General features: G+C 39.2%; 14 protein-coding genes and 1 pseudogene. 9 read left to right on the forward strand and 6 right to left on the reverse strand.

The window, feature by feature from the left end; genetic code table 11:
* Positions 1 to 57: 57 nt before the first annotated feature.
* A complete protein-coding gene (locus IHV09_RS17815) occupies positions 58 to 555 on the forward strand; it encodes a C1q-like domain-containing protein (protein ID WP_197190286.1) in 498 nt (165 codons plus the stop codon).
* 72 nt (positions 556 to 627) lie between these two features.
* On the opposite strand, the gene IHV09_RS17820 is transcribed toward IHV09_RS17815, so the two are convergent.
* Positions 628 to 1,026, reverse strand: coding sequence for a hypothetical protein (locus tag IHV09_RS17820; protein ID WP_197265112.1), 399 nt, complete (start codon positions 1,024 to 1,026; stop codon positions 628 to 630).
* Positions 1,027 to 1,131: 105 nt separating this feature from the next.
* Here IHV09_RS17820 and IHV09_RS22845 point away from each other — a divergent pair.
* The 5 genes and pseudogenes from IHV09_RS22845 to IHV09_RS17840 form a co-directional block, all read left to right on the forward strand.
* Positions 1,132 to 1,248 (forward strand): annotated as a pseudogene (locus IHV09_RS22845) (VOC family protein); the annotation flags it as partial.
* 157 nt (positions 1,249 to 1,405) lie between these two features.
* Positions 1,406 to 2,095: a response regulator transcription factor gene (locus IHV09_RS17825; RefSeq protein ID WP_197190386.1), complete on the forward strand. Its 690-nt coding sequence runs from the start codon at positions 1,406 to 1,408 to the stop codon at positions 2,093 to 2,095.
* The gene (locus IHV09_RS17830; protein ID WP_197265113.1) at positions 2,092 to 3,096 is read left to right on the forward strand and encodes a sensor histidine kinase; all 1,005 of its coding nucleotides are present in this window, start codon (positions 2,092 to 2,094) and stop codon (positions 3,094 to 3,096) included. The genes IHV09_RS17825 and IHV09_RS17830 overlap by 4 nt, the downstream gene beginning before the upstream one ends.
* 99 nt (positions 3,097 to 3,195) lie before the next feature.
* Positions 3,196 to 3,957: an ABC transporter ATP-binding protein gene (locus IHV09_RS17835; RefSeq protein ID WP_197190289.1), complete on the forward strand. Its 762-nt coding sequence runs from the start codon at positions 3,196 to 3,198 to the stop codon at positions 3,955 to 3,957.
* Positions 3,947 to 5,893 carry an ABC transporter permease gene (locus IHV09_RS17840; protein WP_197265114.1) on the forward strand — a complete coding sequence of 649 codons (1,947 nt, stop codon included), beginning with the start codon at positions 3,947 to 3,949 and terminating at the stop codon, positions 5,891 to 5,893. Before IHV09_RS17835 ends, IHV09_RS17840 begins: the two co-directional genes overlap by 11 nt.
* A 384-nt stretch (positions 5,894 to 6,277) precedes the next feature.
* On the opposite strand, the gene IHV09_RS17845 is transcribed toward IHV09_RS17840, so the two are convergent.
* Positions 6,278 to 7,054: a 3-hydroxybutyrate dehydrogenase gene (locus IHV09_RS17845; protein WP_137791278.1), complete on the reverse strand. Its 777-nt coding sequence runs from the start codon at positions 7,052 to 7,054 to the stop codon at positions 6,278 to 6,280.
* A 22-nt stretch (positions 7,055 to 7,076) separates the two neighbouring features.
* A complete protein-coding gene (locus tag IHV09_RS17850) occupies positions 7,077 to 8,363 on the reverse strand; it encodes a GntP family permease (protein ID WP_197190291.1) in 1,287 nt (428 codons plus the stop codon).
* A gap of 167 nt (positions 8,364 to 8,530) precedes the next feature.
* On the opposite strand from IHV09_RS17850, the gene IHV09_RS17855 reads away from it, so the two are divergent.
* Together IHV09_RS17855 and IHV09_RS17860 are read left to right on the forward strand one after the other, a co-directional pair.
* Positions 8,531 to 9,412, forward strand: coding sequence for a LysR family transcriptional regulator (locus tag IHV09_RS17855; protein WP_197265115.1), 882 nt, complete (start codon positions 8,531 to 8,533; stop codon positions 9,410 to 9,412).
* Between the two features lie 109 nt (positions 9,413 to 9,521).
* The gene (locus tag IHV09_RS17860) at positions 9,522 to 9,938 is read left to right on the forward strand and encodes a carboxymuconolactone decarboxylase family protein (RefSeq protein WP_197265116.1); all 417 of its coding nucleotides are present in this window, start codon (positions 9,522 to 9,524) and stop codon (positions 9,936 to 9,938) included.
* Positions 9,939 to 10,324: 386 nt separating this feature from the next.
* Here IHV09_RS17860 and IHV09_RS17865 read toward each other — a convergent pair whose 3' ends face one another.
* A complete protein-coding gene (locus IHV09_RS17865; RefSeq protein ID WP_197190294.1) occupies positions 10,325 to 10,939 on the reverse strand; it encodes a hypothetical protein in 615 nt (204 codons plus the stop codon).
* 167 nt (positions 10,940 to 11,106) lie between these two features.
* Between IHV09_RS17865 and IHV09_RS17870 the strand changes: the two genes are divergently transcribed.
* A complete protein-coding gene (locus IHV09_RS17870) occupies positions 11,107 to 11,277 on the forward strand; it encodes a hypothetical protein (RefSeq protein WP_197190295.1) in 171 nt (56 codons plus the stop codon).
* Positions 11,278 to 11,318: 41 nt separating this feature from the next.
* Here the strand turns inward: IHV09_RS17870 and IHV09_RS17875 are convergent, their stop codons facing one another.
* A complete protein-coding gene (locus IHV09_RS17875; protein ID WP_197265117.1) occupies positions 11,319 to 12,881 on the reverse strand; it encodes a UDP-N-acetylmuramoyl-L-alanyl-D-glutamate--2,6-diaminopimelate ligase in 1,563 nt (520 codons plus the stop codon).
* Between the two features lie 268 nt (positions 12,882 to 13,149).
* Entirely contained in the window at positions 13,150 to 13,485 is a 336-nt protein-coding gene (locus IHV09_RS17880) for a zinc ribbon domain-containing protein YjdM (protein WP_197190297.1), read from the reverse strand.
* Positions 13,486 to 13,495 lie beyond the last annotated feature (10 nt).

Below are 13,495 nucleotides of genomic sequence, written 5' to 3' on the forward strand. Positions count from 1 at the left end.
TAGATTATTCTCTAATTTATTTTCTAGATTAGAGTGAAAATAGGAGGGAAAGTTTGTATGTACTACCATTATGATCAGAATCCGTACGCACATATGAAAAGAGATTGTGAGTGCAAGCATAGAAAGGTTCAGCCTTGTCAAAAGGTTTCTGCCTTTAAAGCGGTTAAAGATCTGTTTCAATTTATTTTAGGATCTACACCAAATCAAGTGATATATCCGGTAGAGGTCTTTGATAGCAACAATGAATACAATCCAGATACATCAACGTTTGTTCCAAAGAGCCATGGCATCTATACGTTCACAGCAAGTATCTTTTTGCCGATTTATACTGGAACACCCTATTCTGCATTCGTTGGCATCCGTGTAAACGGCGAGATTGTTGCAGGAAATCAAGAAATGATTACATCGCCAAACGCGATTGTCGCTACGTCATCTCTCGTCGAGTTAAGAAGAGGCGATGAAGTTCAAGTAGTCGCTTCGAGTCCATCAGGTGCAACGATAGAAATAGAAGTAAATCCAATTGCCACTCGTTTTGAGGGTGCGAAGATAGGTTAAGCAGGTTTTAAATACAGACAGGCAAAATAAACCGCAACGAACCTTGTTACGGTTTATTTTGCCTAAATTTAATCAATGTCTATTAATTTTTATTAAAGCTTTTGCTGGAGTAATGTATTCCGTAGCATCAATCGAAAAATCCGATTGGTTACGTTTTATATCCGCATACTGTACAACCTTTTCGTTATTAACAAAGACTAATAGATAGATGTCATCTCTGCTATAAATATTACTTCGGTCTTTAAAATTCACGCCCATCTGTTTCTCCATACTTTCTTCTGCTGTATATGGTGGAAATAAATATCCCTTGTCCCATTCAAAATTTGCTAAAGAGTCTATGTTTATCTGACTTTTATTTTTGTCTTTTACAATAGACAGAATGGAATTCTCCAAATCCGTATTATGCGTTACTTCGCTACACCCTGTTAATAATAAGAATAGAGATAAAAACGCAAATGTAATATTCCTCATTTTTTTCCCACCCTATCAGAATTTCTTTGGATTTACTTTACCATGATTTAGAATATTTTTATTGTTTCATGTGGAACATTAATTTAAAACTCTCTCTCAAGACTTTTCCTAGACTCCCCTCATATTGTCGCTAAGATGGAGCATACGGAGACATGGATGGTATTTTATAAGGATTCAGAAGGAAATACCCATGCTTTGATGAGTGAGGTAATACCTTCATAAGTTATTTCAGAAACGGTGCCTAAATTGGGCATCTTTTTTTGATAACGATATTATACAGACGAGTTGGTTGCGGAGTGAAAAAAATGCACATCCTAGAAAATATCCAAGTTTTGCTATAGACTGAAAAACATATCAAGTAATGATGTGGTGATAAATGATGTTTAAGATTTTGCTTATCGAAGATGATTCGACACTGTTCAGCGAGATAAAAGAGCGATTGTCCCAATGGTCGTATGAAGTGTATGGCATTACTGACTTTGGACGAGTGATGCAGGAGTTTACAGAGGTTAAACCTGACCTTGTTGTAATCGATATACAGCTACCAAAGTTTGACGGATTTCATTGGTGCCGAAATATTCGATCGCATTCTAATGTACCGATCATCTTTCTGTCTTCGCGTGATCATCCGAGCGATATGGTTCTATCCATGCAGCTTGGAGCAGACGACTTTGTCCAAAAACCGTTTCATTTTGAAGTATTGATCGCAAAGATTCATGCGATTCTTCGGCGTGTTTATAATTACAATACAGACACCGTTAGTCTCAAAACGTGGTGTGGCGCTCAAATTGATTATGAAAAGAATATCGTAACGAACGAAAAAGGTTCCGTCGAACTGACTAAGAATGAAGTGTTCATTCTGAAACTCTTAATCGAGCAAAAGAATAAGATTGTAAGTCGTGATAATCTCATCAACAGCTTATGGGATGATAAAAAGTTTATTAGTGACAATACCCTCACCGTAAATGTGAATCGTTTAAGAAAACGTCTAGAGGAAATCGAACTCGGACAATTCATCGAGACGAAAGTCGGACAAGGCTATCGTGCAATAGAAGAGGATTCTATATGATCAAACGCTATTTGATCGAACGCAGCAGCTGGATATTTTTGTTTTTATTACAACAGCTGATCCTTCTCTTGATTGCCTATCTAGATCCAGCAATCCCCCTTTCTGCTGTTGGCTATATCGTTTTTATTTCACTTATTGTCTTTGTCCTCTTTCTTTTTTATCGGTATCAGAAGGAAACAGCTTTTTTCCAACAGCTTGAGGAAAGAGAAAATGATTTTGATCTTTCTAATATGTCATCACCTTCTACACCTTTTGAAAAAATCGTTAAAAACAGCATTACCGAACAAACAAAGCATTTAAAACAAACAGCTTCTGAGAACCGTTTACTCATCGAACAGGAAAAGGACGATCTCCTAGCCTGGATTCATGAGGTGAAAACGCCTCTGACAGCGATGCACCTTATGATACAGCGAATGGACGATACGCCACTAAAAGGAGATCTGACCTACGAATGGCTTCGTATCCACCTTCTGCTCGATCAACAGCTTCATCAAAAGAGAATTCCTTTTATTAAGAACGATCTTTATATGGAAGTGACTGATCTTGAGACGCTGCTTTTTTCCGAACTTAAAACGCTGCAGTCATGGTGCATTCAAAAAGGAATCGGCTTTGATTTTAACCTTGAAGTCACCCATGTCTTAAGTGATACCAAATGGCTAGCATTTATCATTCGCCAGATCTTAACGAATGCTGTGAAATACAGCCATTCATCAGAGATTATCATCAACTCTTATAACATGAACGACAGAAACTATTTATCGATTCAAGACTTTGGTCGCGGAATTGATACAAAGGATATGCCTCGTATCTTTGAGAAAGGGTTCACGTCTACGACAGACCATCAGGATCAAGCTTCCACCGGCATGGGGTTATATTTAGCCAAAAAAGCGGCAGACTCTTTACATATTCAACTCTCTGTAGGGTCAAAACGGAATGAAGGAACAACGGTCACGCTCGCTTTCCCAAAAAGAAATGAATTTGATGAAACGATGGGCATGTGACGAAAGTGTCACATGCTTTTCTGTTTTGTTCGTTGAATAGAAGGAAAAGAGCTGAAATGCTTTCTATAATGAAACTATCAGAGAGGGGTAAATAAAATCATGAGTATATTGAAAGCCGTTAAGCTTCATAAGAGCTATGGAAATAAAAATAATAAACAGCACGTCCTTAAAGGCATCGATCTTTCTGTTGAAAAAGGTGAGTTCATCAGTATTATGGGAGCATCTGGCTCTGGTAAAACGACATTGTTGAACGTCCTATCCTCTATCGATCAAGTGAGCGAAGGTACGATTCATATCAACTCATTTGAGATGACAGCTATGAAAGAAAAACAGCTGGCAGAGTTCAGAAAGAACCACCTTGGTTTCATCTTCCAAGATTACAACCTTTTAGATACATTAACCGTTAAAGAAAATATTCTGCTGCCGCTTTCGATAACGAAAACACCGAAAAAGGAAGCTGAAAAGAAATTTGAGCAAGTCGCAACCGAGCTTGGTATTTCTGAGATAAAAGATAAATATCCGAACGAGATCTCAGGTGGGCAGAAGCAGCGAACATCTGCAGCGCGTGCATTCATTCATGAGCCAAGTATCATCTTCGCGGATGAACCAACCGGAGCTCTCGATTCCAAGTCTGCGTCTGACCTTCTCAACAAATTAAGCGGTCTTAACGAGAACAGACAAGCGACGATTCTTATGGTGACCCATGATCCTGTAGCAGCAAGCTATTGTAGTCGTGTGGTGTTTATAAAAGACGGACAGATCTACACGCAGCTTATGAAAGGAGAACAAGATCGACAGAGTTTCTTTAAGGATATTATGAAGACGCAAGGTGTTTTAGGTGGTGTTCAACATGAACATTAATCAATTGATCTTTCGCAATTTAAAGAAAAACTTAAGAAACTATTACCTTTATGTTTTTGCTCTAGTATTTAGTTCTGCTCTTTACTTTGCATTTGTAACGCTTCAATATGATCCGTCTATGGATTCTGTTGAAGGTTCAGTAAAAGGTGAAGCCGCGATTCGAGCCGCTTCTATTTTATTGGTCGTAATCGTATCGGTTTTTTTACTTTACGCGAACAACATCTTCATCAAACGGCGCAGCAAAGAAATCGGGTTGTTCCAATTGATCGGGATGACGAAAAGTAAGATCTTTCGCATTCTTTCTATTGAAAACTTATTCCTCTACTTTGGTTCTCTTTTGATCGGAATCTTTGCAGGCTTTTCGTTTTCAAAATTAATGATTCTCGTTTTGTTCAAGACGACTGGTGTAGATTCGATCGCATCTCTAAGGTTTTCACCACAAGCACTCCTACAAACGGTTCTTGTTTTTACAGCGATCTATCTGTTAATCATGATCATGAACTACACGTTCATTAAAAGGCAGACCATACTATCTCTATTCCGTGTCACCTCTTCTACAGAAATCACAGTGAAAAAACTATCTCGCTTTGAGATGGTGATGGGAATCGTGGGTCTCGTTCTAATCACGACAGGTTATATCGTATCTTCCAAACTGTTTGGCGGCGATTTTACAACGATGCCTCAATTATTTGGAGCAATGATCTTTATTTTGACAGCCGTCATTTTAGGTACGTATTTCTTTTACAAAGGCTCTGTCAGTTTTCTGCTTAACCTAATAAGAAAACGAAAAGGTGGCTACCTATCGATCAACGAAGTAATGTCACTCGCATCCGTTATGTTCCGCATGAAGTCGAACGCACTTCTGCTTATGATCATCACCACCGTTTCAGCGCTCTCGATTGCTTTGTTGTGCCTTGCATATATCTCGTATTATTCGGCAGAGAAAACGGCTGAAAAAAATGTTCCGCATGACTTTTCAATCATTGATAGAGAATCCGCTGATACGTTCCAATCCGCTTTAAAGAAGAACAATATTCCGTATTCGGAAAAATCGATTGAAGTGGTCCAGGTGACGGTGAATGCTTCACAGCTTATTGATCGAAGCTTAGAAGAACTCGTGATCGATCCGAAAGCGATGCCACTTCCTTTAATCAGTGAAAAGTCAGTATCTGGCATGGAAGTTTCACGGGATGAAGTGGTCTTTACTGGCTATGACGATCTGCTTCAAAAGTTTATGCCATTAAAGAATTCTGGAACCATCAAAATAAAAGGAAAGACCGAAACGCTCACTCAACGTTATGTAGGCTTAGAAGATATTTATCCCGTATCCTGGTATTTCACAGCCGGAGGCGTTCCAACCGCAATCGTTGATGATGCTATTTTTAAGAAGATGAAAAAAGATATCGATCCTAAGGTACAAAAAGAATCCAGCCTCTATATTGGGGTCGACATTAAAAATAAAGAACAACTGGAAGAGGCAGATAAACTGTTTAAATCAACTGAAACGTATAAAAAGCTATACAATGAATCTCGTCATGAGATCAGCACGAACCAAAAGAAAAACATGGGACTCATGATGTTTATCGTAGGTTTCCTAGGACTGACTTTCCTCGTCACCTCTGGATGTATCCTCTACTTCAAACAGATGGATGAAGGAGAAAGTGAGAAGCCAAACTATATGATTCTGCGAAAACTAGGTTACACGCAGAGTGACCTGTTAAAGGGTATTCAGTATAAACAGCTCTTTAACTTTGGAATTCCACTAGTGGTCGGCTTGCTTCACAGTTATTTCGCCGTACAATCCGGTTGGTTCCTGTTCGGAGCTGAACTCTGGACACCTATGATCATCGTCATGGTCATGTATACGATCCTCTATTCGATCTTTGGTGTGCTATCTGTTCTTCATTATAAGAAAGTGGTTAGAGAAGCACTTTAGGGTGATGCTTGCTTTTATATAGGTGATAAATTGAATAAAAAGAACAAAACCGACTAAAACATGATGATCTAGTCGGTTTTTTCTATGGTATACAAATCTTAAGCTTCATTTCGTGTCTCATAGGTGATTTTAATTGATACCATAAGGGGTATATGGCAAGATCATTCCGGAAAATCCGGTCCTGATTCGTAAAATATTAGGATTAAATCCGCTAGTTTCGTCTATAATTCCACAAGTTTTGCTCATATATCGACGAGTCGACATTAATCGACTGCTATCCCCTATCCATATACCCTTAATCCTGATAAACAATGGCCCGCCTCTTACAACACCCAAAAAGAAAACCCCAGCCAATTAAATGGCTGAGGTTCATCAAAACTAAGATTATTGAGCTGTATAACCACCATCAATAACGATTGCTTGTCCAGTTACACTTTTCGCTTTGTCGCTTGATAGGAACATCGCATAGTCTGCGATCTCGCTAACTTCCATCAGACGTTTTTGAGGAACTAATGGATAGATAACTTCTTCAAGTACTTTATCTAATGATACGTTTCTTGTTTTCGCTAAATCTTCCATCTGACCACGAACAAGTGGTGTGTCCACGTAACCTGGGCAAAGCGCGTTAACTGTAACACCTTCTGCTGCTGATTCTAATGCTGCTACTTTTGTAAGACCGATTACACCATGTTTCGCACTGTTATAAGCCGCTTTTCCAGCAAATCCAATCAAACCATTGATAGAGGAGATGTTGATGATACGTCCGAAACCTTGTTGCTTCATGATCGGCATTACATGCTTTGTTGCGATGAATGGCGCTGTTAGCATAATTTTGATCATGAGTTCGAATTTAGCTGTTGGAAACTCTTCGATTGGTGAAACGTGCTGAAGACCAGCGTTGTTGATCAGAACGTCAACACGGCCATACTCTTTGTGTGCTGTTTCGATCATGCTCTTGATGTCTTCTTCACTTGTAACGTCAGCTTTTAGGCCGATTGCTTCAAGTCCAAGACCTTTTAACTCTTCTGCAGCCTTTTTAACGCCTTCTTCATTAAGGTCTGTTAAGACTACTTTGCTTCCGTTCTCTGCGAATGTTTTTCCGATTTCAAATCCGATTCCACTTGCAGAACCTGTAATAACGACTACTTTATTTTCTACCATACTACTCACTCCTAAAAAGTTTTTATATAATACCCATGCTTGCCATAATGATTCCTACGATTACGGCAATGGTAGGGATAATTAAAGCGACTACAAATACATCTTTGTACGTTTCCTTATGCGTTAACTGTGTTACCGCAAGAAGGGTTAACAATGCTCCGTTATGAGGCAGGATCGATGCTCCAGAGGCAATAGATGCCATTCTATGGAACGCTTCAGGACTCATGCCTGTTGACTGAGACAAATCATAATACGTTCCGCCAAGAGCTTGTAACGCGATTCCCATACCACCTGATGCTGAACCTGTGATCATCGCTAAAAGCTGTACGACTAAGGATTCAGATACGAGCGGGTTGCTTGAGATTCCTAATAGCATATCTGTAATTTTGTCAAAGTCAGGCACACTCGTTACAACCGCACCGAACCCAACCGCAGCACTCGTGTTGATGATCGCCATAACAGAACCTTTAGCACCTTCATTCATAGAAGGAATGAACGTTTTGTATTGCTTGATATTGATAAGAAGAATGGCTAGAATTCCAGCTAATAACGAAGGAATTGGAGCGATTTTTAAGAAATTAAGTAAAATAACAACAACGATTAAAGGGACTAATGAAAGAATCCAGTTTGGAAGGTTCTCCTCATTTTCATCTTCATTCTCTTTTGATTTATTTGGTTCTGTATACTTTTCACCAGCTGCTGTTAAACGGTTCTCTCTGAACTTCAGCCAGAAATAGCCGCCAACTGCCATGATCAGCGTAGCTACAATACCGATAATGGTACCCGCCATAGGGGTTGTCTTAAACGTATTCATCGGAATTAAGTTTTGAATCTGTGGTGTACCTGGTACAGCAGTCATCGTAAACGTGAATGCCCCAAGAACGATCGTAGGTGCGATCAATCTTCTAGAGATATCTGCTTTTTTAAACAATGCCAATGCGATCGGATAGATAGCGAACACAACAACAAACAGACTCACACCACCGTAAGTTAAGACAGCTGATGCTACCAAAACTCCGAGAATCGCACGTTTTTCACCAATAAACTTCGTGAACTGAATCGCAACCGATTTAGCAGCTCCCGTATCTTCCATCAACTTACCGAGTACAGCTCCTAATAAGAAGATCGGAAACCATGCTTTTGCGAAATCTACAAAGCCGGTCATATACGTATTGGTATACGCGTCCATCAAGTCTAAACCACTCATTAGAGCAACAATACCCGCTACGATTGGAGCAACCCAGATGATCGACCAGCCGAGGTACGCAAAAAACATGAGTAGAGCCAGACCTATTATGATACTAATCAAAATCTTTCCTCCTTTTTTATATAGAAAGAGTGCGCTTTCATCTATTAGCACTTACTTTTCAAAAGTTTTCTTTGCACGAAGGACATTTTACTCCTGTGTATTTATTAAGTAAAATGAATTATAACTATAGATAGTATGCACAAAAGTTATAGAATGGAGTTCTCTCTATGGATATTCGACAATTGACCTATTTTCATGCTGTGGCCAAGCACAAAAGCTTCACGAAAGCTTCTACCGTACTGCATTTATCTCAGCCTAGTCTTAGTAAAATGGTAAAAAGTTTAGAAGACGAACTTGAGATGGAACTAATCGATCGTTCTTCCAGGCAGATCGAACTAACAGAAGCCGGCGAGATCGTGTTTGAACAGAGCAAGATGATTCTAGAGTCTTTGGACAACCTATCATCAAACCTTTACGACTTAATGAACTTAAAAAAAGGGAAGATCAAAATTGGAATTCCCCCGCTTATCGGCTTTTTATTTTTCCCTAAAATCATCAAGAAATTCAAAGCTTCTTATCCGGAAATACAGATTCAGCTCGTCGAACATGGCGCGAACCGTGTTCAGCGAGAAGTGAATGACGGACTCTTAGATCTCGGGGTTGTCGTCATGCCCTTAAATGAAGATAAACTTGAGATTGTTTCTTTCTTAACGGAGCAGCTCATGTTGTTTGTTCATCACTCACATCCGCTCGCGAATAGAGAAAAAGTAATGATGAAAGAATTGGAGAATGAATCTTTTATTATTTTTAAAGAAGGCTTTACCTTACATGATCGTGTAATCGAAGAGTGTATTACAGCTGGTTTTCATCCGAAGATATCCTATGAAAGCTCACAATGGGACTTTATCAGCGGTATGATCGGGGAGAACTTGGGGGTTTCGATCTTTCCAGAGTCAATTGCAAAAAAGGTAGATCAAACATTGGTTAAAGCCATTCCGATCGTTGATCCTTCACTGCCTTATAAGCTAGGTATAATAAAAAAGAAAGATAAATACGTTACGTATGCGACTCGAGAATTTATTAATATGCTTTCACCATTTAGCGAATAAGATCTAAAATTATAACAATAATGCATACTTTAGATATATTATATGTATTTTACGAATAATTTTAAGTGAGATAAAGTAGTTCCTATACAGATTATAGGAGGCACTACTCATGGAAAAAGATCGTTTTCAAAATGGATTAGATAAGTTAATGGAGTATACGTTAACGGATAACAAAGACATTTCAACGCACTTAAAAATCTCAGATGACCTGCAAGATATCGCGCCAGATGTAGGGAAATACATTATTGAATTTGCGTACGGCGAGATTTATTCACGAGCAGGACTCACGAACAAACAGAGAGCGCTTGTAACGATTTCTTCTCTAGTGACACAAGGAACGGAGCCTCAATTGGAGCTTCATATCAATACGGGGCTGACGGCGGGACTGACAAAAGAAGAGATCGTGGAGAGCATCACGCACTTGATCCCATATACAGGTTTTCCTCGTGTGTTGAACGCGTTAACGGTTGCTAAGAAAGTTTTTGCAGTGCGTGATGAAGAAGCGAGTGAATCACAGGCACATTAAGAAAAAGTAGCTATCCTTTTTTATAGGGTAGCTACTTTTTTTTGTAAAATTTGCAGGTGTTTTGGTGAGAGTTGATTTCCGTTTCAGGTGCTCGCTTTCCGGGGGGTGTGCGATGAGCCATCTCGACGCTTTGCGCCCTGAGCTGTCTCATCTGTCTAGTTGCAGTGGCTAGCCCCTCGAGGTCAAAAGTTAAATGGCTAAGAAGGCAAAGTGCGCCTTCAAACCCATTCATCTTTTGCTTGTCGGGGCTGAACAAGCCACTTCCACTTTTCGAACTGTCCCGCTGATCCCCCAGGAGTCTCCCACCTTCCACTCCAATCAACTTGTCCAGGGTGTCTTATTAAGTCTATGTTCTCGCAATAACCGAATTTAGATTAACATAGCCTTTACAAGAAATCGCCTTCTTCTGTTTGCTCCAATTGCTCTGATTGACTTGGAGCATCTTTATACTCGATGTCGTATTTTTTACTCAACAACTCCATCTCTGCATGATAAGTATCTACCAACTGAAAGTATTCTTTTAATTTCAGATTAGACTGTGTCATCAGATTTTCATCTTGTTGTTCTAACGCTTGTCTTTGAAGAATTAAGCCTTCGTAAAATGTTTCGGTAGCTTTTACGATTTGCCTTTTCATACCCACTAATTCTTCTCCTTGAACATCGATGGTTTTTGCTTGGGAAACTGCTTTTTCATAGGCAGGAATCGTCGTTTCCACTAACTCCAAATACATCGTTTCGTCGTCTGTATAGTTTGCACCTGAAACGCTAGCTAAAGAATCAAAGGCTTGTACTTCGTAGGTAGATACTGCTGCCACGTCCACATTGATGAATTTTAATACAGCCTCTTGCTGTTCTTCCGTATTGATAGGCTCAGAAAAGCTCTGTGTTTCCTCTTCGTTCTGGGTTACGTCATTGCTCGTCCGATTTAAAGCCATTTCGCTCGAGTTCGCACCTGTCACAATAGAACTCACTAAAAAAGAAACTAAGAAAAGTGTATTCACGCTGTCAGCTCCCTCAACATTTTGTAAGTATTAACCAATACCCGGGTTGTTCAGGGGTTATGCGTTCAAACTGCATTTTGCACGTATAAGTATTCAATAAATAGTCTTACTTACTCATATCCGAATATATTATTATGATAAGATTACATTAGAGAGGTGGTTATTTGATGAAGAAACGAAAATTTTTGATTCTCTTTCCTCCATTTGTAATCATCGGATTTTTGCTGCTACTCTATCTACCAAAAGATTTAAAACCATTTTCATTACTTACTGCGCTTTTTTTCTGGACGACGTACGAAAGCTGGACCTTAATCGAGAAAAAGAAAAAATCCAGTTGAAAACCCCTGCTAATCTACAGCAGGGGTTCGTTTTATAGCTTTTATAGTACATTCTTTTTTTGTGTCTGCACCCATCTTATCTTAGAAGAAGCAAACATTCTCCCACTCTTCGCCACTTTTTTACTTCTAAAAAAGTCAGCAATGATGTCTTTGTCAGAGTGAGGGATCTTCTCACCTTTTACAATTTGAGCCCCATTGATGCAGCCGCTCGTGAGGAGAACAATGTCATTTTCTTCACTCAGAGACAATGCCTTAATCACTGCATCATGACGCGTAAGTTCTGAATGAATGTTAGGTGCGTCTGGATTTTTGAACCCTTTCATCACGTGGCCGACAATCTCACTCGGATCGTTGTATCCTGGATGATCGACAGACACGACGATTTCATCCGCTTGGTTCTCAATCGTTTCTGCCATTTTTGGCATCTTCTCTTTATCTCTTATTCCGATACCCATGACTAACACAATCAGTCGACTGTATGGCAGCTTTTTCACTTCTGTTACAAGGTTTTGTAACGCAACCGGTGTGTGCGCGTAATCCAAAATGATCTTTCGCTTTTGCTTATGGATGATTTCAAATCTTCCTTCTGGTCCTGTCATTTCAGGTAGAACTTGAAGCATTTTTTCTAGTGGTATTCCAATATGCATGCCTGTACAGATTGCAGAAAGCAGATTCGCGATATTATAAGATCCGTAAAAAGGTGTTATGACAGAATAACGTTTTCCGTGAACAGATAAGGTAAATGAAGTACCGTTCGAAACCTGCTTAACATCCGTAGCGATCACATCCGCATCGCTCTCTTCATTCATGCTGTACGTTAGCAAAGGACCTGTAAACAACTCTACGATTTCTTTACCCATACCTTCGTCATCTATGTTCACAACCGCTTTTTTGGCTTGTTTGAACAACTTTAGCTTCGCTTGTTTGTAGTTTTCAAACGTATGGTGAAACTCTAAATGTTCTGGTGACAAGTTTGTGTGAATGGCAACATCAAAATGGATACCTGCTGTTCGTTTTTGTTCAATTCCAACAGAAGTAACTTCCATCGCAGCGAGCTGATCACCATTCTCTACAAACTGTTTGAAAATGTGATGAAGATCAGGCGCTTCAGGCGTTGTTGGCGTTGACTGTTTTATGTCCAGATTTCCTGTAGAGGAAATCATACCGGTAGTTCCGATCGAACCGGATTTTACATCACAAAGGTTCATCAACGATCTAACATAAGCTGCAACCGTCGTTTTACCATTCGTACCAGTAATACCAACTGTTATTAATTGTTCATGTATACGTTCGTTAAATAGGATAGATAATTGAGCCATAAATACGCGAGCATCCTCAACGAGTAAGAATGTAAGATCTCTATAAACTTCGCTCGCCTCTTTTAAAATCTTCTTATTTTCACCGGCCACCACAATTGCACCGTTCTGGATAGCACTTTCAATAAAGGTGTGACCGTCAAATTGTTCTCCAGTTATGCAGACAAAGGAAGAGTTATTGGTTACGTTTCTGGAATCAAAGCAGACAGAAGAAATGGTTTGCTGTTTGCTTCCCCAAATTTCCCGAATACCTAATTGCTGCTTTTTTTGTTCAAAATGTATATTCATTCTGCCTCTCCTTTTGCGATCAATCTATAAATAATTACTATATTAGAATATAAAGGTTTGTATTTAAAATTTTTATGCACACATACTTTCTTTAAATACCCTAAGTATTCGATTGTTAACCTTTTTTTATTTATGTTTCTTCAGCTTTTTTTGAGAGAAAATAAGCGTTAAATACTGGAAGGACAAGGATTAACTAATTACGATCTTGAGGAGTAGGATTATTTTACGAAAAAAATAACCACCGGAGAATGGTGGTTATTCTGAATCTCTATATCTTTTTTACAAATTCGGACTTCAATTTCATCGCGCCAAATCCGTCGATCTTACAATCAATATCATGATCGCCTTCAACGAGACGAATGCCTTTTACTTTCGTGCCGATCTTAATAACAGAAGATGTACCTTTGACTTTAAGGTCTTTAATAACAGATACAGAGTCACCATCTTGAAGGATGTTTCCGTTGAAATCTTTTACAACCTTTTCGTCAGATTCACTCTCTGTTTCCGGAGACCATTCATGAGCACATTCAGGGCAAATGAGAAAAGCTCCGTCCTCATACACATAAGCAGAGCTGCATTTTGGGCAGTTTGGTAGGTTAGACATTCCGGTGTTC

The organism is Fictibacillus sp. 23RED33 (assembly GCF_015903925.1).
Lineage (GTDB): Bacteria > Bacillota > Bacilli > Bacillales > Fictibacillaceae > Fictibacillus > Fictibacillus phosphorivorans.

Coding starts and splice junctions, on each gene's coding strand:
- IHV09_RS17815 (WP_197190286.1), top strand. CDS start 58: ATGTACTACCATTATGATCAGAATCCGTACGCACATATGAAAAGAGAT.
- IHV09_RS17820 (WP_197265112.1), bottom strand. CDS start 1,026: ATGAGGAATATTACATTTGCGTTTTTATCTCTATTCTTATTATTAACA.
- IHV09_RS17825 (WP_197190386.1), top strand. CDS start 1,406: ATGTTTAAGATTTTGCTTATCGAAGATGATTCGACACTGTTCAGCGAG.
- IHV09_RS17830 (WP_197265113.1), top strand. CDS start 2,092: ATGATCAAACGCTATTTGATCGAACGCAGCAGCTGGATATTTTTGTTT.
- IHV09_RS17835 (WP_197190289.1), top strand. CDS start 3,196: ATGAGTATATTGAAAGCCGTTAAGCTTCATAAGAGCTATGGAAATAAA.
- IHV09_RS17840 (WP_197265114.1), top strand. CDS start 3,947: ATGAACATTAATCAATTGATCTTTCGCAATTTAAAGAAAAACTTAAGA.
- IHV09_RS17845 (WP_137791278.1), bottom strand. CDS start 7,054: ATGGTAGAAAATAAAGTAGTCGTTATTACAGGTTCTGCAAGTGGAATC.
- IHV09_RS17855 (WP_197265115.1), top strand. CDS start 8,531: ATGGATATTCGACAATTGACCTATTTTCATGCTGTGGCCAAGCACAAA.
- IHV09_RS17860 (WP_197265116.1), top strand. CDS start 9,522: ATGGAAAAAGATCGTTTTCAAAATGGATTAGATAAGTTAATGGAGTAT.
- IHV09_RS17870 (WP_197190295.1), top strand. CDS start 11,107: ATGAAGAAACGAAAATTTTTGATTCTCTTTCCTCCATTTGTAATCATC.
- IHV09_RS17875 (WP_197265117.1), bottom strand. CDS start 12,881: ATGAATATACATTTTGAACAAAAAAAGCAGCAATTAGGTATTCGGGAA.
- IHV09_RS17880 (WP_197190297.1), bottom strand. CDS start 13,485: ATGTCTAACCTACCAAACTGCCCAAAATGCAGCTCTGCTTATGTGTAT.